The sequence below is a fragment of the Pseudomonas sp. RU47 genome, from assembly GCF_004011755.1.
GTDB lineage: Bacteria > Pseudomonadota > Gammaproteobacteria > Pseudomonadales > Pseudomonadaceae > Aquipseudomonas.
Map to the genome: position 1 here is coordinate 74,482 of NZ_CP022411.1, position 18,261 is coordinate 92,742.

General features: G+C 60.0%; 18 protein-coding genes. 6 read left to right on the top strand and 12 right to left on the bottom strand.

Annotated elements, in window-relative coordinates; translation table 11 throughout:
- Positions 1 to 3 precede the first annotated feature (3 nt).
- Entirely contained in the window at positions 4 to 717 is a 714-nt protein-coding gene (locus CCX46_RS00355) for a PA5502 family lipoprotein (protein ID WP_127925314.1), read from the top strand.
- Positions 718 to 839: 122 nt separating this feature from the next.
- Here the strand turns inward: CCX46_RS00355 and katE are convergent, their stop codons facing one another.
- On the bottom strand, positions 840 to 2,981 hold the full coding sequence (katE, locus tag CCX46_RS00360; RefSeq protein ID WP_127930337.1) for a catalase HPII: 2,142 nt from the start codon (positions 2,979 to 2,981) through the stop codon (positions 840 to 842).
- Between the two features lie 260 nt (positions 2,982 to 3,241).
- On the opposite strand from katE, the gene CCX46_RS00365 reads away from it, so the two are divergent.
- The 3 genes from CCX46_RS00365 (at position 3,242) to CCX46_RS00375 (ending at position 5,770) form a co-directional block, all read left to right on the top strand.
- A complete protein-coding gene (locus CCX46_RS00365; protein ID WP_127925315.1) occupies positions 3,242 to 4,249 on the top strand; it encodes a methionine ABC transporter ATP-binding protein in 1,008 nt (335 codons plus the stop codon).
- Positions 4,249 to 4,923 (top strand): methionine ABC transporter permease, encoded by a 675-nt coding sequence (locus CCX46_RS00370; RefSeq protein WP_127925316.1) that lies wholly within the window; start codon positions 4,249 to 4,251, stop codon positions 4,921 to 4,923. Before CCX46_RS00365 ends, CCX46_RS00370 begins: the two co-directional genes overlap by 1 nt.
- 76 nt (positions 4,924 to 4,999) lie before the next feature.
- Positions 5,000 to 5,770: a MetQ/NlpA family ABC transporter substrate-binding protein gene (locus CCX46_RS00375; protein ID WP_127925317.1), complete on the top strand. Its 771-nt coding sequence runs from the start codon at positions 5,000 to 5,002 to the stop codon at positions 5,768 to 5,770.
- Positions 5,771 to 6,051: 281 nt separating this feature from the next.
- Here the strand turns inward: CCX46_RS00375 and CCX46_RS00380 are convergent, their stop codons facing one another.
- Genes CCX46_RS00380 through CCX46_RS00400 form a run of 5 tightly spaced genes read right to left on the bottom strand, consistent with a single transcriptional unit; the run spans position 6,052 to position 9,960 of the window.
- Entirely contained in the window at positions 6,052 to 6,687 is a 636-nt protein-coding gene (locus tag CCX46_RS00380) for an SCO family protein (protein WP_127925318.1), read from the bottom strand.
- Entirely contained in the window at positions 6,684 to 7,583 is a 900-nt protein-coding gene (gene cyoE / locus CCX46_RS00385; RefSeq protein WP_038365028.1) for a heme o synthase, read from the bottom strand. The genes CCX46_RS00380 and cyoE overlap by 4 nt, the downstream gene beginning before the upstream one ends.
- On the bottom strand, positions 7,571 to 8,650 hold the full coding sequence (locus CCX46_RS00390; protein ID WP_127925319.1) for a COX15/CtaA family protein: 1,080 nt from the start codon (positions 8,648 to 8,650) through the stop codon (positions 7,571 to 7,573). The genes cyoE and CCX46_RS00390 overlap by 13 nt, the downstream gene beginning before the upstream one ends.
- A 10-nt stretch (positions 8,651 to 8,660) precedes the next feature.
- Positions 8,661 to 9,254: a hypothetical protein gene (locus tag CCX46_RS00395; protein ID WP_127925320.1), complete on the bottom strand. Its 594-nt coding sequence runs from the start codon at positions 9,252 to 9,254 to the stop codon at positions 8,661 to 8,663.
- Positions 9,220 to 9,960, bottom strand: a complete 741-nt coding sequence (locus CCX46_RS00400; RefSeq protein ID WP_127925321.1) for an SURF1 family protein — start codon at positions 9,958 to 9,960, stop codon at positions 9,220 to 9,222. The genes CCX46_RS00395 and CCX46_RS00400 overlap by 35 nt, the downstream gene beginning before the upstream one ends.
- Positions 9,961 to 10,031: 71 nt before the next feature.
- Between CCX46_RS00400 and CCX46_RS00405 the strand changes: the two genes are divergently transcribed.
- On the top strand, positions 10,032 to 10,235 hold the full coding sequence (locus CCX46_RS00405; protein ID WP_127925322.1) for a twin transmembrane helix small protein: 204 nt from the start codon (positions 10,032 to 10,034) through the stop codon (positions 10,233 to 10,235).
- 9 nt (positions 10,236 to 10,244) lie between these two features.
- On the opposite strand, the gene CCX46_RS00410 is transcribed toward CCX46_RS00405, so the two are convergent.
- From CCX46_RS00410 to coxB, 4 genes are all read right to left on the bottom strand, one after another.
- Complete coding sequence (locus tag CCX46_RS00410) at positions 10,245 to 11,132, bottom strand: cytochrome c oxidase subunit 3 (RefSeq protein ID WP_127925323.1); 888 nt, start codon at positions 11,130 to 11,132, stop codon at positions 10,245 to 10,247.
- 25 nt (positions 11,133 to 11,157) lie between these two features.
- Complete coding sequence (locus CCX46_RS00415; RefSeq protein WP_102902574.1) at positions 11,158 to 11,709, bottom strand: cytochrome c oxidase assembly protein; 552 nt, start codon at positions 11,707 to 11,709, stop codon at positions 11,158 to 11,160.
- A 116-nt stretch (positions 11,710 to 11,825) separates the two neighbouring features.
- Positions 11,826 to 13,412, bottom strand: coding sequence for a cytochrome c oxidase subunit I (gene ctaD / locus CCX46_RS00420; protein WP_095119635.1), 1,587 nt, complete (start codon positions 13,410 to 13,412; stop codon positions 11,826 to 11,828).
- Positions 13,413 to 13,494: 82 nt separating this feature from the next.
- Positions 13,495 to 14,622, bottom strand: a complete 1,128-nt coding sequence (coxB, locus tag CCX46_RS00425) for a cytochrome c oxidase subunit II (RefSeq protein ID WP_127925324.1) — start codon at positions 14,620 to 14,622, stop codon at positions 13,495 to 13,497.
- 369 nt (positions 14,623 to 14,991) lie between these two features.
- Between coxB and CCX46_RS00430 the strand changes: the two genes are divergently transcribed.
- Complete coding sequence (locus tag CCX46_RS00430) at positions 14,992 to 15,642, top strand: hypothetical protein (RefSeq protein WP_127925325.1); 651 nt, start codon at positions 14,992 to 14,994, stop codon at positions 15,640 to 15,642.
- A 119-nt stretch (positions 15,643 to 15,761) separates the two neighbouring features.
- On the opposite strand, the gene CCX46_RS00435 is transcribed toward CCX46_RS00430, so the two are convergent.
- Both CCX46_RS00435 and CCX46_RS00440 read right to left on the bottom strand, forming a co-directional pair.
- Positions 15,762 to 17,288 (bottom strand): SulP family inorganic anion transporter, encoded by a 1,527-nt coding sequence (locus CCX46_RS00435; protein ID WP_122604742.1) that lies wholly within the window; start codon positions 17,286 to 17,288, stop codon positions 15,762 to 15,764.
- A 90-nt stretch (positions 17,289 to 17,378) separates the two neighbouring features.
- A complete protein-coding gene (locus CCX46_RS00440; protein ID WP_007911720.1) occupies positions 17,379 to 18,107 on the bottom strand; it encodes a carbonic anhydrase in 729 nt (242 codons plus the stop codon).
- Positions 18,108 to 18,261: the final 154 nt, after the last annotated feature.

An 18,261-nucleotide genomic window follows, 5' to 3' on the forward strand; every position in this document is an offset into this window, starting at 1 on the left:
GGAATGAAGCCGTTCGCCTCCCGTTATCTGCTCCTTGTCGCATTTTCAGTGCTACTGGGCGCCTGCCAAAGCACGCCGCCGGTGGCCGAAGTCCCCGATGCGCGGGCTACGGCCATCGCACAGCTGGAGCAAAGCCTGGCCAGCAGCGAACTGGCCACTGCCGAAGATCAATTGGCGGCTTTGCAGAAAGACACCCCCAACGATCAATCCCTTGAGCAATACCAGCGGCAATTGGCCGAGGCGTATCTGCGTCGCAGCCAGATCGTGCTGCAGAAGGGCGATGTGAATGCCGCCGCCACAGCGCTGAGCCGTGCTCGCGCGTTGATGCCGAAAGCGCCGGCGCTGACCGGTGGCGTGAATGGCGCCATCACCGAAGCGCGCAAGGCTGAGCTGGAAAAAGCTGAAGCGGCACTGTTGGCAGCCGAAGCCAAGCCGAAAGCCAAGGTGATCGATCCGACCGCCGAGAGCACCACGGTGGCGCTGAATATCACCGATAGCCGCAAACTTCGTCGGCAACTGGATGCGATCGCCGCTGATGTGGTGAATTACGAGTGTGGGGTGACCATTCAGGCACCACGCACCAATGACTATCCTTGGTTGGCGACGTTGCTGACCAAGCGGGTCAAGAAATTGAATCCGGATTTTGATCTGAAGATTGTGAAGCAGACCGTGCGCACCGTGCCTGCGCAGATGGTTCTCAGTCCGCGTAAACCCTAAAAAGCTTCGCGAGCAGGCTCGCTCCCACAGGGATCTCCAGTGAACACAAAATTCGTGTTTATAGGAGAACCCTTGTGGGAGCGAGCCTGCTCGCGAAAGCGTCCTTTCAGCCAACGAAGATCTTAAGCTGGAATGGCCTTCGCCTTAGGCTCGCGATCCCAAACCCGATGCTGTCCGATCGCAGCAAAGAATGGCTTCGTCAGCGCGCCAACATCCTTGCCTTGCAACAACCCGGCATCCGCTTCCAGTTTCAGCAGATCCTGCAATTGCTTGGCATCGCCGTGCAACGCAATCGCCTTCAAATGCTTGTACGCCTCCAGCAGGTAATGCAACGCCACGCCGTCGCCGCTCAGCGCCTTCACCGACGCCGCACCACCCGGCACGAACACCGCGTCAAAAATCACCGACGGCATGCCTTCCATCGAAGCATCCACTGGCAACATTTTGCCGTCAGCGGTCTTCACCGGCGCTGAAGTCGGGCCGAGCAACTTGGCATGCGCACCCTCAGCGGCCAATGCCTTCTTCATTGCATCTATCGCCGCACCATCGACGCCGTTGGCAGCAAGAATCGCCACTTTTCGAGTTTTGATGTTTTCTGGCAGCAAATTAGCCTGACTCAATGACGGCGAGTGATCAAACGACACCTTGCGCACATCCACCGTACCTTTGCTCGGCGCTGGCAGACCCAGATTAGCCGCCACACGCTTGGCCAGTTGCAGATCGATGTTGGCCAGAATCTCGTTCACTTCCCGCGCACGGATGAACTCGCGCTCAACCTTGCCCAGCTCGAAGCTGTAAGCGGCAATGATGTGCTCCTTCTCGTGATCGCTCATGCTGTTGAAGAATAGCGTCGCCTGGGAGAAGTGATCGCTGAACGACTCGCTGCGCTGGCGGATCTTGTTGGCATCGATGCGCTCTGGATAACTTTCGAAACCACCGTCCTGCGCGGCCGGCGGCGTTTCTTTCGGCCAGCCGCCATCAATCGAGTTCGGCTCGTAAGACGCGCGGCCCTTGTCGATCACCGTGCGGTGCTGCGCATCGCGCTGGCCGTTGTGGAACGGCGCCACCGGGCGGTTGATTGGCAGCTCATGAAAGTTCGGCCCACCGAGTCGGCTGATTTGCGTATCGGTGTAGGAAAACAGTCGGCCCTGCAGCAGCGGGTCATTGGAGAAGTCGATGCCCGGCACGATGTGGCCAGGGCAGAACGCGACTTGCTCGGTCTCGGCGAAGAAGTTGTCCGGGTTGCGGTTCAGCGTCATCTTGCCCAGCGGCGTGATCGGCACGATCTCTTCGGGGATCAGCTTGGTCGGGTCGAGGATGTCGAAATCGAAGTCGTGCTCGTTTTCCTCCTCGATGATCTGCACGCCGAGTTCCCATTCCGGGTAATCGCCCATTTCGATCGCTTCCCAGAGGTCGCGACGGTGGTAGTCGGTGTCTTTACCGGCGAGCTTCTGCGCCTCGTCCCAGACCAGCGAGCACGTGCCGGCGGTAGGGCGCCAGTGGAATTTGACGAAGCGCGATTTGCCTTCAGCGTTGATCAGCCGGAAGGTGTGCACACCGAAGCCCTGCATGCTGCGCAGGCTTTTCGGAATCGCCCGGTCAGACATCGCCCAGATGACCATGTGCGCCGATTCCGGCACCAGCGAGACGAAATCCCAGAAGGTATCGTGGGCTGAGCCACCGGTTGGGATTTCATTGTGCGGCTCGGGCTTCACCGCGTGGACGAAGTCGGGAAACTTGATCGCGTCCTGAATGAAAAACACCGGCATGTTGTTGCCGACCAGGTCAAAGTTGCCTTCATCGGTAAAGAACTTCACCGCGAAACCGCGCACGTCACGCACGGTATCGCCGGAACCACGCGGGCCCTGCACCGTGGAAAAGCGCACGAATACCGGGGTCTTTTTCCCCGGATCCTGTAGGAAACCGGCCTTGGTCAGCGTCGAATGGTTCTCGTACGCCTGAAAGAAACCATGCGCGCCGGTGCCGCGTGCGTGGACGATGCGTTCCGGAATGCGCTCATGGTCAAAATGCGTGATCTTTTCCCGCATGATGAAGTCTTCAAGCAGCGACGGCCCGCGCGGGCCGGCCTTGAGCGTGTTTTGGTTGTCGGCGATCTTCACGCCTTGGTTGGTGCGCAGGGCCTGGCCGGTGGCGTCGGAGCGAAACTTTTCCAGGCTGTCGAGTTTGGCGTTGGTGTTGGCGCGATCCGGGGTATCGGTTCCGGCCATCTGGCTTTTATCTGTCGTAGGCTTCTTGCTCATCAGTCGTAAACTCCTCGGTTGACCCCGATGCTGGCCGGGGACTCTTGAGTGGTTCCCGGGCACGGCACCCAGGGTTTTCAAGTCGCTTACTTAGTGACTGATGAGGCGTTGGGGGCGTTCCTTTTTTATGACCTTTGATCTTGTTATTGCCAAATCGAAGGTTAATTGCGAAATAAATGCTAAGAACCTCTATACGGACAGGCTAAAATGCGCGCCCGGCTAACCGCTGATCCTTTTCTAACGCGCCCCACAAGGTTCGCTACGTGATCGAGTTTCAAAACGTCCATAAGACTTACCGCGTCGCCGGTAAGGACATTCCCGCGCTGCACCCGACCAGTCTCGCCATCGAGAACGGGCAGGTGTTCGGCCTCATTGGCCATTCCGGCGCGGGCAAAAGTACCCTGCTGCGGCTGATCAATCGCCTGGAGAACTCCAGCGGCGGCAAGATCATCGTCGACGGCGAAGAAGTCACCGCGCTGGACGCCAACGGCCTGCGCCGTTTCCGTCAGCAAGTCGGGATGATCTTCCAGCACTTCAACCTGCTCGCCTCCAAGACCGTGGCTGACAACGTTGCGTTGCCGCTGACCCTGGCCGGCGAACTGTCGGGCAGCGAGATCGACAAGCGTGTCGCCGAGTTGCTGGCGCGGGTCGGTCTGTCCGACCACGCCAAGAAGTACCCGGCGCAATTGTCTGGCGGCCAAAAGCAGCGCGTCGGCATCGCCCGCGCCCTGGCGACCAAGCCGAAGATTCTGCTGTGCGACGAGGCCACCAGTGCCCTCGACCCGCAGACCACGGCGTCGGTCCTGCAACTGCTGGCCGAGATCAACCGCGAGCTGAAACTGACCATCGTCCTGATCACCCACGAGATGGATGTCATCCGTCGCGTCTGCGATCAAGTGGCGGTGATGGATGCCGGCGTAATCGTCGAGCAAGGTTCGGTGGCCGATGTGTTCCTGCATCCGCAGCACCCGACCACCAAGCGTTTCGTCCAGGAAAGCGAGCAGATCGACGAAAGCGAGCAGCGTGATGACTTCGCGCACGTGCCGGGGCGCATCGTGCGTCTGACCTTCCAGGGCGAAGCGACCTACGCGCCGTTGCTCGGTACCGTCGCCCGGGAAACCGGCGTCGACTACAGCATCCTCGCCGGTCGTATCGACCGCATCAAAGACATTCCGTACGGGCAATTGACCCTCGCCGTCACCGGTGGCGACATGGAAGCGGCCTTCGCCCGCTTCACCGCCGCTGACGTTCACATGGAGGTATTGCGCTAATGGAAGACCTGATCAGTTTCTTCACCAACATCGATTGGTACGAAATCTGGCTGGCCACCGGCGACACCATGCTGATGCTTGGCGGTTCGCTGCTGTTCACCGTGTTGCTCGGCCTGCCGCTGGGCGTGTTGCTGTTCCTCTGCAGCCCGCGTCAGTTGCTGGAAAACCGTGGTCTGTACGCGGTCCTGTCGCTGGCGGTGAACATCCTGCGTTCGCTGCCGTTCATTATTCTGTTGATCGTGATGATCCCGTTCACCGTGCTGATCACCGGCACGTCGCTGGGCGTGGCCGGTGCGATTCCGCCGTTGGTAGTCGGTGCCACACCGTTCTTCGCGCGTCTGGTGGAAACTGCGCTGCGTGAGGTTGATCGCGGCATTATCGAAGCGACCCAGTCGATGGGCGCGACCACGCGGCAGATCATCATGAACGCCTTGTTGCCGGAAGCACGTCCGGGCATCTTCGCGGCGATTACGGTGACGGCGATTACACTGGTGTCCTACACGGCGATGGCCGGTGTGGTTGGCGCTGGTGGTCTGGGTGACCTGGCGATCCGTTTCGGCTACCAGCGTTTCCAGACTGACGTGATGATCGTCACTGTGGTGTTGCTGCTGATTCTGGTGCAAGTGCTGCAGATGGTGGGCGACCGTTTGGTCGTGCATTTTTCGCGCAAATAAGCGGTTTTGTATTGAACAGATGAGCCGGCCATTCGCTGGCAGGCGCCAGACGGGCGCCTCATAAGGAGTTAGCTGAATGAAAAAACTGATCGCTGCTTTTGCTGCCGTTGCAGCATTCTCGGCCCACGCCGAAACCCTGACCGTTGCCGCCACCCCGGTGCCGCACGCGGAAATCCTCGAGTTCGTGAAGCCGGCGCTGGCCAAAGAAGGTGTGGATCTGAAGGTCAAGGTCTTCACCGACTACATTCAGCCGAACGTACAGGTCGCGGAAAAGCGCCTGGACGCCAACTTCTTCCAGCACCAGCCGTACCTCGATGAGTTCAACAAGGCCAAGGGCACCAGTCTGGTTGCCGTGACCGGTGTGCACCTGGAGCCGCTGGGCGCTTACTCGAGCAAGCTCAAGGATCTGAAGGATCTGCCAAGCGGTGCCAACGTGGTGATCCCGAACGACGCTACCAACGGTGGCCGTGCGTTGTTGCTGCTGGCCAAGGCTGGCGTGATCACGCTGAAGGATCCGACCAACATCCTGTCGACCGTCAAAGACATCGCGCAGAACCCGAAAGACCTGAAAATCCGCGAACTGGAAGCCGCGACCATCCCGCGCGTGCTGACCCAGGTCGATCTGGCGCTGATCAACACCAACTACGCGCTGGAAGCCAAGCTCGATCCGTCCAAGGATGCGCTGGTGATTGAAGGCAATGATTCGCCGTACGTGAACATCCTCGTGTCCCGCGCGGACAACAAGGACAGCGACGCGATGAAGAAACTCGCTGCTGCGCTGCACAGCCCGGAAGTGAAGAAATTCATTACCGAGAAGTATAAAGGCGCGGTATTGCCGGCGTTCTGATTTAGATTGCTGCAACGAAAAGGGGACGCCATGAGCGTCCCCTTTTTTGTGTCTGATGTTTGGCTTTGGACCTGCTGTGAAGCTGCCCCTCACCCCAGCCCTCTCCCAGAGGGAGAGGGGGCCGACCGAGGTGTCTTGCGTCATACATCGACCTGAAAGGTCTTGGCGATTATGGATTCAATGCAGGACGTTCAATTCGGTGTAGCTTCCCAATATTCCCCGATCAGTCCCCTCTCCCTCTGGGAGAGGGCTAGGGTGAGGGGCTTTTCGCTCTTCAGCTTTTATTTGCGGTTAAGCATCACCGGCAACTGCGCGACCAGTTTGGCGTTGTTCAGCGGCGCCCGAATAAACCCACGCTGCGTACCATCCGGCCCGATCACCGCGAGATTGCCGCTATGGTCGACGGTGTAATTCGGCTTGCTGGTGTCCGCCGGAATAAACGGAATACTCACCGCATTTGCCACCTTCTGCAGTTCTTCAATCGAAGTCGGTGTCAGGCCAACAAACTGCGGATCAAAGTAACCCAGATACTGCTTCAACTGCTTGGGGTTATCGCGGTTCGGGTCAACGCTGACCAGCACGATCTGCAACTTGTCCACAGCGTCCTTGGGCAACTCGCTCTTGATCTGGCGCAGCTGTGCGAGGGTGGTCGGGCAGATGTCCGGGCAGAAGGTGTAGCCGAAAAACAGCAGACTCCACTTGCCTTTGAGCTCGTTGATCGCCACCGGTTGGCCGTCCTGATCAGTCATCGTCACGTCCGGCAGATTGCGGCTCTGCGGCAGCAGAATAATGCCGGCGTCGATCAGCGCAGTGGGGTCGCCCTGGCCCTTGCCGCTCAGCACTTTGTTGACGGTCAGGCCGAGGATCAGCGCGATCACGGCGACGAGGATGAAGACGGTTTTCTGGGTTCGAGTCATAGGTTCAACAGTAAGTAGTGGTCTACGAGCAGGGCGATGAACAGCAGAAACAAGTACCAAATAGAGTACTTGAAGGTGTTGATCGCCGCGTGCGGCCGAGTGCCACGGTACAGCACCACGGCCCATTGCAGAAACCTTGCGCCGAGAGCGAGCGCGCAAATCAGGTAGAGCACGCCGCTCATGTGGATCACGTACGGCAGCAGGCTCACCGCCAGCAGCGCGAAGGTGTACAGCAGAATATGCACTTTGGTGTAGTGCTCGCCGTGGGTGACCGGCAGCATCGGGATGTCAGCCTTGGCGTATTCCTCTTTGCGATGGATCGCCAATGCCCAGAAGTGCGGCGGCGTCCAGGCGAAGATGATCAGCACCAGCAACAACGGTTCGGCGCTGACGTGGCCGGTGGCGGCGGTCCAGCCAAGCAGCGGTGGCGCGGCGCCGGCGAGGCCACCGATGACAATGTTCTGCGGCGTCGCCCGTTTAAGGAAACCGGTGTAGATCACCGCATAACCGAGCAGCGAAGCCAGGGTCAGCCACGCCGTCAGCGGATTGGTGAACGTCAGCAACAAGGCCTGACCGAGCAGCGCCAGCACCAGAGCAAAGGTCAGCGCTGCCGCCGGTGAAACCCGGCCTTCTGCTAACGGCCGTTTGTGCGTGCGCGCCATCACCGCATCGATGCGCCGATCGACCACATGATTGACCGCCGCCGCGCCGCCGGCACACAACGCAATCCCCAGATTGCCGAACACCAGCACCGTCCATGGCACCCCGGCGCGAGTCGCGAGGAACATGCCGACCAGCGAGGTGATTAGCATCAGCACCACGACTTTCGGTTTGGTCAGTTCCAGATAATCACGCCAGATCGCCTGATGCGGGCGTTCGCCAATCAGAATCGCCACGGTGTTTCTCCTTTTATGGTGATGGGCGCGGCCGCGTGTTTACGCGGACTCAGACGCCAGCGTGCGAGCACCGGTTGTTTGACCCGGACCAGACTGGTGCGCGCGTGGTAATTGACCAGCACCATGGTCAGCAACAGCGCCGCACCGCCAGCGTTATGCGCGACCGCCACCGGCAGCGGCAGATGGAACAACACGTTGCTGATACCGAGGGTGATTTGCGCGGCGAGGGCAATCAGCAGCAGGCCGGCCAGCCGCGTCATGCCGACCACTTTCAATTGCCAGGCCAGACCGAGCAAAACCAACGTCACCAGCAACGCGCCGATCCGGTGAGTCAGGTGAATCGCCGTGCGCGCATCACTGTCGAGTTGCCCACCGAGATAGTTCGGGCCGATGTGTTGGGTCAGGTGAAACCCGTTGGCGAAATCCGCTGGCGGTAGCCACTGCCCGTGGCACGTGGGGAAGTCGATACAGGCCACCGCTGCGTAGTTGGAGCTGACCCAGCCACCGAGGGCGATCTGGCCAATCACCAACAGTAATCCCGCCGTCGCCCAATACTGCAAACGCTTGGGTACGGTCAGCGCCGGCAGCACGCCGGACAATCGCAACGTCAGCAAAAACAACAGGCTCAGGGTCGCAAAACCGCCGAGCAAATGCCCGGTGACCACCTGCGGCCAGAGCTTGAGCGTCACCGTCCACATGCCGAACGCGGCTTGCGCAAACACCACCGCCAGCAGAAACAGCGGTAGCTTCAACGGCTGTCCCGGATGACGTCGATTGACCCACGCCCGCCCGGCGAGAATCGAAATGAGCAGGCCAAGGGTGCCAGCGAAATAGCGGTGAATCATCTCGTTCCAGCCCTTGTGCGCCTCCACCGGCGAGTCGGGGTAATGCAGTTCGGCATGGGCCAGTTGCGCTTCGCTTTTCGGCACGCTGATAAAGCCGTAGCAGCCCGGCCAGTCCGGACAGCCGAGGCCGGCGTGGGTCAGGCGCGTATAGGCGCCGAGCAGCACCACAATCAGTGCCAGCAGGGTGGCAAACAGCGCGAGGCGAAATCCAGGTTTGGCCATGACGATGCCCTTATCCGATGTTCGACAGTTTCAGCAGGTGCCGCAGGTCGTTGAGCAGATCCTTGCCGTTCACATTCGGCTCGTAACGCAGCACGAGGTTGCCGTGCGGATCGATGATCCACAGTTGCGGCGTGGCTTTGTCGCCAGTGGTTTTGCTGAACACACCAGCGTCCAGCGGATAGCGTTGCAGTTGTGGATATTCACGGGTCAGCTTGGCCTCGTAATCGGCGCTCACTGGTTGCGCGACGGCGAGGGCATGGCTGGCGCGGCCGGCCTCGCGACCGAGGCCGATCTGGATCTGCCGCGCCAGATACACCAGTTGCTGGCAGTCCACCGCGCAATCCTTCGGCGCGGTGACCAGCATTTGCCAGCGCTCCTCGTCGGCCTGCACGCCGAGGTCGGCGCGGGTCTGGCCGTTGCCGATCAGCTCACCGTGATAGCTGCGACCTTCCGGCACCCAGAACTGCAATTTGTACATGCCGGTGGCGAGCAGCATCGGGCCGACCACGCCGAGCACAATCAGCAATAACTGAATGCGCCCGCGACGGCGGCTGGCGGCAGGTTTCGCCTCAGACATGCTGGGTGGATTCATGGCCGTTCCCATGGTGTTTCTCCTTTGCGTTGTGCAAGCCCAAATAGACGTAGAGGCCGAGCAGGGCGGTGGCCATGGCGAACCACTGCACGGCGTAACCGAGGTGTTTTTCCGGGCCCATGGCGACCACCGGCCAATCGGCCTCGTAGCTGGCCGGGCCGGGTTCGACGCGTAATTCGTAGGCGAAGCCGTCGCGCTCGAGGGTTTGCCACAGCTTGGTGGGCTCGACGGCAGTGATGGTTTGCGGCCAGGTGTTGCTGACCGGATCGGCGTGCAACTGGAAAGTAGCGCCGGGGGCGACGTAGACCCAGGCGTCGATATTCAGCGCATCGGCAGGTGTGGAAAATTGTGGCGGCACGCGGCGATCCGGCCACGGCAACCAGCCGCGATTGACCAGCAGCCACAAACCGCTGCGTTGATCCTGAAACGGTTGCAGCAACTCGACGCCGACCTTGCCGTCGCGCTGGCGGTTGTCGAGCAACAGACTGTGCGCGGCATCGAACTGGCCGTGCAGATGCACACGGCGATAGGCCGGATCGGCGCTGCTCAGTAACTCGCTGCTGGCCATCGGTTCGGCGGCGTGGCGTTCGGCGTAACTGGCGAGCAGGGCGGTTTTCTCGGCGCCACGGCTCAATTGCCAGAAACCCAACGACACCAGCAGCGGCAGCAAAAGCGCCACCACCACGGTCGGTATCACGCCCGGGCGAAAACGCTTCATGGCTGCGCCACAAAGTCAGTCGTTGCGATCGCTATACTCAACTGCATCGCCTGTCCCCCGGAGTTCTTCCCATGCTCAAAACAGCGATCGTCCTGATGCTGATTGCCACGGTGATCAGCCTGTTCAGCGGCCTGTTTTTCCTGGTCAAGGACGACAGCAGCTCGAATCGCCTGGTCATCGCCTTGAGTGTTCGGGTGGCATTGGCCGCAGTCACCGTCGGCTTGATCGCCTGGGGCTTTTACAGCGGCCAACTGGTGTCGCATGCGCCTTGGTAATGCTGACCCTCAGAGTACGTAAACGAAGATAAAGAGGCCGATCCACACCACGTCGACGAAGTGCCAATACCAGCTCGCCGCTTCGAAGCCGAACTGGTGCTCGTTGTCGAAATGGCCCCTCATGATGCGCATCAGCATCACAAACAGAATGATCGTGCCGATGGTCACGTGGGCGCCGTGGAATCCGGTGAGCATGAAGAACGTCGCGCCATAAATGCCCGAACCGAGGGTCAGGCCCAGCTCGTGATAGGCGTGAATGTATTCCTCAGCCTGGAAACCGAGAAACGCGCAGCCCAGCAGCACGGTGATCGCCAGCCAGATTTTCAGCGCGCCGCGATGGCCCTTCTTCAAGGCGTGGTGGGCGATGGTGATGGTCACACTGGAGCTGACCAGCAGGATCGTGTTGATCAGCGGCAGGCCCCACGGGCTGATGATGTCCTTGGGCGGCGGGAACAGTTTCGGGTCTGGCGTGTGCAGCAGCGGCCAGGTGAACTGGAAGTTCGGCCAGAGCATGTGCGCGATGCCTTTCGGGCCTTCGCCGCCAAGCGCCGGGCCGGAAATGTGTCGTACGTAAAACAGCGCGCCGAAGAAGGCGATGAAGAACATCACTTCGGAGAAGATGAACCAACTCATGCCCCAGCGGAACGAGCGATCCAGCTGCGCGCTGTAGAGTCCCGCGCGGCTTTCCTTGATCACCGTGCCGAACCAGCCGAACAGCATGTACGCCACCAGCAGGCCGCCGATGAAAAAGATCAGCGGGCCGTGGGATTCCGGGCGCGCGGCCTTCAGATCGTTGAACCAGGTGGCCAGGCCGTACACGGTGACGAGCATCCCGACCGTGGCAATGATCGGCCATTTGCTCTGGGCCGGAACGAAATAATGCTCATGAGTTGCCATTTATTGTTCTCCTTATCGGGCACGCTCAACCGCCAGTGTTTGCAGCCACCGGCGGATGTCGGGCGGTGATATCGAACAGCGTGTAGGACAGCGTCAGGTGCTTCACATCCTTGGGCATGTCGCGGTCAACAATGAAGCGCACCGGCATCTCGATCTGCTGACCGGGCTGCAGCACCTGCTGGGTAAAACAAAAGCATTCGGTCTTGTGGAAATACGCCGCCGCGTTGCTCGGCGCGATACTCGGCACGGCTTGCGCACTCATCGGCTTGTCGGTGGGGTTGCGCGCGATGAAAATCATCTCGTTGACCGCGCCGGGGTTGGCGGTGAGTTCGTCGTGCTTGGGATAGAAATCCCATGGCATATCGGCGGTGTTGGTCGACAGAAACTGCACGCGCACCTGGCGCGAAGTGTCGACCACCTGTTCACCCTCGTACTGTCCGGCAGTCTTGCCGTTGATGCCGAAGGCCTTGCACATCACGTCGTAGATCGGCACCAGGGCAAAGCCGAAGACAAACATCGCCACCACCACCCCGAGCAGGCGAGTGACGAGTTTTTTCATCGAGATCGAGTCAGCCATGATTCATGCCTCCCCACTAAACCCTGTAGGAGTGAGCCTGCTCGCGATGGGTCCACCGCGGTGTGCCTGACACACCGCCATCGCGAGCAGGCTCGCTCCCACAGGGAGATCTGTGTTCATTTCACTTCCGGCGGTGTGGTGAAGGTGTGATACGGCGCCGGTGACGGCACGCTCCACTCCAGACCTTCCGCGCCATCCCAAGGCTTGGCCGGTGCAGGCTCGCCACCCCGGATGGTCTTGATCACGATGAACAGGAAGAAGATCTGCGTGGCACCGAACATGAACGCGCCAATCGACGAGACCATGTTGAAGTCGGCGAACTGCAGGTTGTAGTCCGGGATCCGTCGCGGCATCCCCGCCAGTCCCACGAAGTGCATCGGGAAAAAGGTCAGGTTCATGCCGACGAACGACAGCCAGAAATGCAGCTTGCCGAGGGTTTCGTCGTACATGTGCCCGGTCCATTTCGGCAACCAGTAATAGGCCGAGGCGAAGATCCCGAAGATCGCCCCCGGCACCAGCACATAGTGGAAGTGCGCGACCACAAAGTAGGTGTCCTGATACTGGAAGTCCGCCGGGGCGATGGCCAGCATCAGCCCGGAGAAACCGCCGATGGAAAACAGGATCACGAACGCCACGGCAAACAGCATCGGTGTCTCGAAGGTCATCGAGCCTTGCCACATGGTGCTGGCCCAGTTGAACACCTTGACCCCGGTCGGCACCGCGATGAGCATGGTCGCGTACATGAAGAACAGCTCGCCCACCAACGGAATGCCGACCACAAACATGTGGTGCGCCCAGACGATGAACGACAGGAACGCGATGCTCGCCGTGGCGTAGACCATCGAGGTGTAGCCGAACAGCGGTTTGCGCGCGAAGGTCGGGATGATCTGGCTGACCGCGCCGAACGCCGGCAGGATCATGATGTACACCTCCGGGTGGCCGAAGAACCAGAACACATGCTGGAACAGCACCGGGTCACCGCCACCGGCAGCACTGAAGAAACTGGTGCCGAAGTGGATGTCCATCAGCATCATCGTCACGCACCCGGCCAGCACCGGCATCACCGCGATCAGCAGGAACGCGGTGATCAGCCAGGTCCAGACGAACAGCGGCATTTTCATCAGGGTCATGCCGGGGGCGCGCAGGTTGAGAATGGTGGCGATCACGTTGATCGCGCCCATGATCGAACTGATCCCCATCAGGTGGATGGCGAAGATGAAGAAGGTCACGCTTTCCGGCGCGTAAGTCGTCGACAGCGGTGCGTAAAAGGTCCAGCCGAAATTCGGCCCGCCACCGGGGCTGAACAGGGTCGAGACCAACAGCAGAAACGCCGCCGGCAACAGCCAGAAGCTGAAGTTGTTCATCCGTGGCAGGGCCATGTCCGGCGCGCCGACCATCAGCGGGATCATCCAGTTGGCGAGGCCGACGAACGCCGGCATCACTGCGCCGAAGACCATCACCAGTCCATGCATGGTGGTCATCTGGTTGAAGAACGCCGGTTCGACGATCTGCAAACCGGGCTGGAACAGCTCGGCGCGGATCACCATGGCGAACGAGCCGCCAAGCAGGAACATCAGAAACGCAAACCACAGGTACAGCGTGCCGATGTCCTTGTGGTTGGTGGTCAGTACCCAGCGCATCAGGCCTTTGGCGGGGCCGTGGGCGTGGTCGGCATGACCGTGGTCATCGATGACAGCGCTCATGGCCGGTCTCCTTTACGTGAGTGGGCGGGGCGGGCCGGGGCGTGATGCCCCGGCCGGTTCACGAGGTACGCGATAGACCGGCTCATTTGCTTTCCGCCTGTTTCAGCTCCAGCACTTCTTTTGGCGTGACCATGTCGCCCTTGTTGTTGCCCCAGGCGTTACGTTCGTAGGTCACGACCGCTGCGATATCGACTTCCGACAGCTGTTTGCCGAACGCCGCCATGGCGGTGCCGGGTTTGCCGTGGAAGACAATGCTCAAGTGATCCTTGATCGGGCCGGTGGCAATTTTCGAGCCCTTGAGCGCCGGGAACATCGGCGGCAGGCCTTGGCCTTCGGCCTGGTGACAGGCAACGCAGGTGGTGTGATACACCTTGTCGCCGCGCTCCTTGAGTTCGTCGAGGGTCCAATCCTTGCTGGTCAGCTCTTTAAGCTGCGCGGCCTCGGCCTTGCGCTCGGCCAGCCACTTGTCGTAGTCGGCCTTGTCCTTGACCTCGACCACGATCGGCATGAAGCCGTGATCCTTGCCGCACAGCTCGGCGCACTGGCCACGGTAAAGTCCGGGCTTGTCGACACGCGTCCAGGCCTCATTGACGAACCCGGGGATCGCATCGCGCTTGACCGCAAACGCCGGCACCCACCAGGAGTGGATAACGTCGGCGGAGGTCACGAGGAAGCGCACCTTGGCCCCGGTCGGCAGTACGAGCGGCTTGTCGACCTCAAGCAAGTAGTGCTCGCCCTTGGCTTCCTTGTTGTGGATCTGCTCGGCGGGGGTGGCCAGGTTGCTGAAGAACTCGACGTCCTGGCCCAGGTATTTGTAGTGCCACTTCCACTGGTAGCCGGTGACCTGGATATCAATATCCGGCTCACTGGCGTCGTACATCTTGATCAGGGTGGCGGTCGCGGGTACGGCCATGGCCACCAGAATCAGCAGCGGCACGACGGTCCACATGATTTCGACGCCGGTGCTTTCGTGGAATTTTGCGGCGACCTGCCCGGTAGAACGGCGGTGCACCATCATCGACCAGAACATGGCGCCGAAGACGATGATCCCGATCACCACACAGATCCAGAAAATGGTCATGTGCAGGTCGAATACTGCGTGACTGATTTCAGTCGCTCCAGGCGCCATATTCACAGTCCAGGCGGCGTTGGCCTGGCTGAAAATCGACCACAACAGGAGGCCCATCCAGACGTGTGGATGTCGCATCATTGCGGGTTCCCCTTATCGTTCTTGTTATCCCGCCGGCTTTCGCCTGCGGCAAGGGAGCGGCTGCATCAGACTACGAACTTGAATCGCCGGGCCTTGCTGCGGGTGCAGTCGGGCGTCATCAGCTAACTCCATTCACTGGCGAGTATAGACAGCGACGGGAAATTGCAATGTGCGCACGTAAATCAACTGAAACAGCCGGGACTTGCGTTCAAGGGCACGAATGGAGAAGGATGCAGACGAGTGGTGGCAAACCGATATAACGCAGGTGCATCAAGGATGAAATAATTATGACAAATGCGTCTTAGCATTTTTCGTAAGCCAGCTAAGTTATGTCTTCCCTATTTCATTGCCTTGTTTCCTGGAGTTTTCATGAACACCGCCGCATTGCGCGAGCAGATCCAAAAAGCCCAACAACACGAAAAAGACACCGGCCTGCTGACCCGTCAGCTGGAAAGCAAGCTGCCTCATTTACACCCGGCGATCCAATTGCCGGAAGCCGACGCCAATGGTGTGCTGACGCGTTTTGTCGCCGCCTACATCGATGAAGTGCCAGACCTGCTGGATGCAGCCAATGAAGTCGCCAGGGAAGCGGGAATCGAATCGCAGATCAAACCGGTGCTGAAAATCGCCGAGCAGTATTTCCTCCAGCCGCCAGCCATCATGGCCGGGCACGTTGGCCTGGACAGCCTGCTCGACGAAGCCTATCTGGCGCACCGTTTTGTCGAAGAGGTCAACGACCTGTACATCAAGCATTTCGGCCAGCCACTGATCCCCCTGGACATGACGGTCGCCAACTTGATTGCTCACCAATTGATCGGTGAGGAATTTGCCAACCAACTGGACGAAGCGGTGCATCACGCGATCGACGAGATGCTCAACGACGAAAGTTTTGCCCTGGAATCGGTAGAGGTCTACCGCGACAAACTCAGCAGCCCGGACACCGGCGCCGCGTGGAAACGCTGGCCGTGCATGGGCCGGCGACTGGGTGTGGGTCTGGAGCTGGACCAGCCCGCCGCCTGAGTTACACACAATCGAATGTAGGAGCTGCCGCAGGCTGCGATCTTTTGATCTTTTACAATCAAAATCAAAAGATCGCAGCCTGCGGCAGCTCCTACAGGGGTTGAGTTCAACCAGCAAATTTAGCCGGCTGCGCCGATCCCGGTATTGGTCCGCACTCTGCCTTCCAGCCTGCGCTTCAACCCCCGCGACTCAATCAACAGCTTCGACCCCTTCGCCGCATTCGCCCGGCCCCACTCCTCCAGCAACTCCAGACACGAATGGTCGATGTAGCTCAGATTATTGAGCGGCACATGCACCGTCGTCCCCTGCGGAATACTGCCCAGCACTTGCGTCAGCGCCGGCACCTTGAGGAATGTCGCCGCACCGACCAGACGCAATTCCATCTCACCATCCTGTGGCAGATCGATCAGGCTGATCTTCAACCGCGACGCCTTGAACGCCAGTTTCAACATCGTCAAACCGAAACCGATCAACACACCGGTCAGCAGGTCAGTGAAGATGATCGCCAGTGCCGTCGCCGCGTAGGTGAACATCGGCATCCGCCCATAACGGCCCAGACCTCGAAACGCCTTGAGATCGACCAGTTTGAAACCGGTGTACACCAGCACCCCCGCCAGGCTCGCCACCGGAATGCTTTGCAGCACACTCGACAGCAACAGCACGAACGCCAAAAGCCACAGGCCATGGAAGATCGTCGAGTAACGCGTGGTCGCGCCGGCCTGGACGTTGGCCGAACTGCGCACGATGACCCCGGTCATCGGCAGCGCGCCGAGCAAACCGCAGAGCATGTTGCCGACACCTTGCGCCGACAGTTCCCGGTCGAAATCCGAACGCACGCCGCTGTGCATGCGATCCACCGCTGCGGCGGACAACAACGTTTCCGCGCTGGCGATAAATGCCACGGCAAACGCAGCGATCAACAGCGTCGGATCGGCCAGACTGAGCAGATCTGCCGGCTTCAACCAATCAATGGCTTCCGCCAGATTCGCTGGCACTTCAACGCGCTTCACCTGCAGGGCCAGCAACAGACTTGCCCCGGTCGCCAGACCCACACCGAGCAATGCCCCGGGAACGAAGCGCAGCGAATGCGGGCGAAATTTCTCCCAGAGCCACATCACCGCGATGGTCGACAGCCCGAGCAACCCGGCCTGCCAGCCAAACGACGGCAAGGCCTGCGCCACCGCCGCGGGGAACGCCGTAAGGTTATCCAGCCCCGAGGGCTTCGGTGATGCATCGAGCATCACATGCACCTGCGACAGCACGATCAACACGCCAATCCCCGCCAGCATCCCATAGACCACCGCTGGCGCTGTGACCCGAAACCAGCAACCGAGCTTCAAGCGCCCGGCCACCAGTTGCAGAAAACCGGCAAGCAAAAGAATCGGCCCGAGCATCTCGATGCCGTGCTGGCGCACCAGTTCAAACACCAACACCGCCAGACCCGCCGCCGGCCCACTGACCTGTAACGGCGAACCTGCCAGCCAACCGACCACCAGACCACCGATGATCCCGGTGATCAGCCCTTTGGCCGGCGGCAACCCTGACGCGATCGCAATACCCATGCACAGCGGCAGGGCGACCAGAAACACAACCACTGAAGCGAGCAGCTCCCGTGGCAACACCGCTTTCAATTGAGCCGCACGCATGGCGATTCTCCCGAAGTTTTCTTCAGGCATGGCAAGGCCGGGTCGCTGAATCAGCGACCGGCGTCAAACCACACAGATGTTTAGGAGGATTTAGAAGCGCGCTTTGGGCGTCGCCACCGGAATCGGATGGCTGCCGTCGAGCGGCAGGAAACGTCCCTGATCCGCGTCGTAAGCTTTGATTTCGCTGGTTTCGATATCGTAGACCCAGCCATGGATGAACAAATGACCGTTCGCCATGCGCGAGGCTACCGAAGGATGGGTACGCAAGTGCTGCAATTGGGCGATGACGTTTTCCTCGGTGAGGATCGGCATGCTTTCTTTTTCGTCGGCGCAGTTACAGTTCTCATGCACCATGGTTTTCGCGACTTCAGCGTGGCGCAGCCAGGCTTTGACTGTCGGCATTTTTTCCAGGCTGTCCGGATTGAGCACTGCACGCATGGCGCCGCAATCGGAGTGGCCGCAGATGATGATGTGCTGTACGCCGAGCGCCAGTACCGCGTATTCGATTGCGGTGGAAACGCCGCCGTTCATCTGCCCGTAAGGCGGCACGACGTTGCCGACGTTACGGGTTACGAACAGATCGCCGGGCGAGCTGTGGGTGATCAGCTCGGGGACGATGCGCGAGTCGGCGCAAGTGATGAACATCGCTTTTGGCGCCTGGGCCGTGGCGAGTTTCTTGAAGAGTTCTTCCTGCTGTGGGAAGACCTCATGATGAAAATGCAAAAAGCCGTCTACGATCTGTCGCAGCGCTGCATCGGCGGATTCCGCTTCAGGGGTTTGCGCCGACGCAGCCAACGGCTGTTTATCCTTGTCACTCATGATTCATCCTCTTTGGCGGATTAGGGGAGTCATTCCCATGTATTCCGGTATGAAGCCAGTGGCTGTTTAAAACATCCGGGTCATCCCGACCCGTCAGTCACTCGATGAACAAGGTAGCCGCCGAAACTTAACTCAAACTGAATCAAACGCTCTA

Excerpts from the sequence above, each read along its gene's own strand:
- CCX46_RS00355 (WP_127925314.1), top strand. The coding sequence starts at position 4 with ATGAAGCCGTTCGCCTCCCGTTATCTGCTCCTTGTCGCATTTTCAGTG.
- CCX46_RS00370 (WP_127925316.1), top strand. The coding sequence starts at position 4,249 with ATGGAAGACCTGATCAGTTTCTTCACCAACATCGATTGGTACGAAATC.
- CCX46_RS00375 (WP_127925317.1), top strand. The coding sequence starts at position 5,000 with ATGAAAAAACTGATCGCTGCTTTTGCTGCCGTTGCAGCATTCTCGGCC.
- CCX46_RS00380 (WP_127925318.1), bottom strand. The coding sequence starts at position 6,687 with ATGACTCGAACCCAGAAAACCGTCTTCATCCTCGTCGCCGTGATCGCG.
- CCX46_RS00390 (WP_127925319.1), bottom strand. The coding sequence starts at position 8,650 with ATGGCCAAACCTGGATTTCGCCTCGCGCTGTTTGCCACCCTGCTGGCA.
- CCX46_RS00395 (WP_127925320.1), bottom strand. The coding sequence starts at position 9,254 with ATGGGAACGGCCATGAATCCACCCAGCATGTCTGAGGCGAAACCTGCC.
- CCX46_RS00400 (WP_127925321.1), bottom strand. The coding sequence starts at position 9,960 with ATGAAGCGTTTTCGCCCGGGCGTGATACCGACCGTGGTGGTGGCGCTT.
- CCX46_RS00405 (WP_127925322.1), top strand. The coding sequence starts at position 10,032 with ATGCTCAAAACAGCGATCGTCCTGATGCTGATTGCCACGGTGATCAGC.
- CCX46_RS00410 (WP_127925323.1), bottom strand. The coding sequence starts at position 11,132 with ATGGCAACTCATGAGCATTATTTCGTTCCGGCCCAGAGCAAATGGCCG.
- CCX46_RS00415 (WP_102902574.1), bottom strand. The coding sequence starts at position 11,709 with ATGGCTGACTCGATCTCGATGAAAAAACTCGTCACTCGCCTGCTCGGG.
- ctaD (WP_095119635.1), bottom strand. The coding sequence starts at position 13,412 with ATGAGCGCTGTCATCGATGACCACGGTCATGCCGACCACGCCCACGGC.
- coxB (WP_127925324.1), bottom strand. The coding sequence starts at position 14,622 with ATGATGCGACATCCACACGTCTGGATGGGCCTCCTGTTGTGGTCGATT.
- CCX46_RS00430 (WP_127925325.1), top strand. The coding sequence starts at position 14,992 with ATGAACACCGCCGCATTGCGCGAGCAGATCCAAAAAGCCCAACAACAC.
- CCX46_RS00435 (WP_122604742.1), bottom strand. The coding sequence starts at position 17,288 with ATGCGTGCGGCTCAATTGAAAGCGGTGTTGCCACGGGAGCTGCTCGCT.
- CCX46_RS00440 (WP_007911720.1), bottom strand. The coding sequence starts at position 18,107 with ATGAGTGACAAGGATAAACAGCCGTTGGCTGCGTCGGCGCAAACCCCT.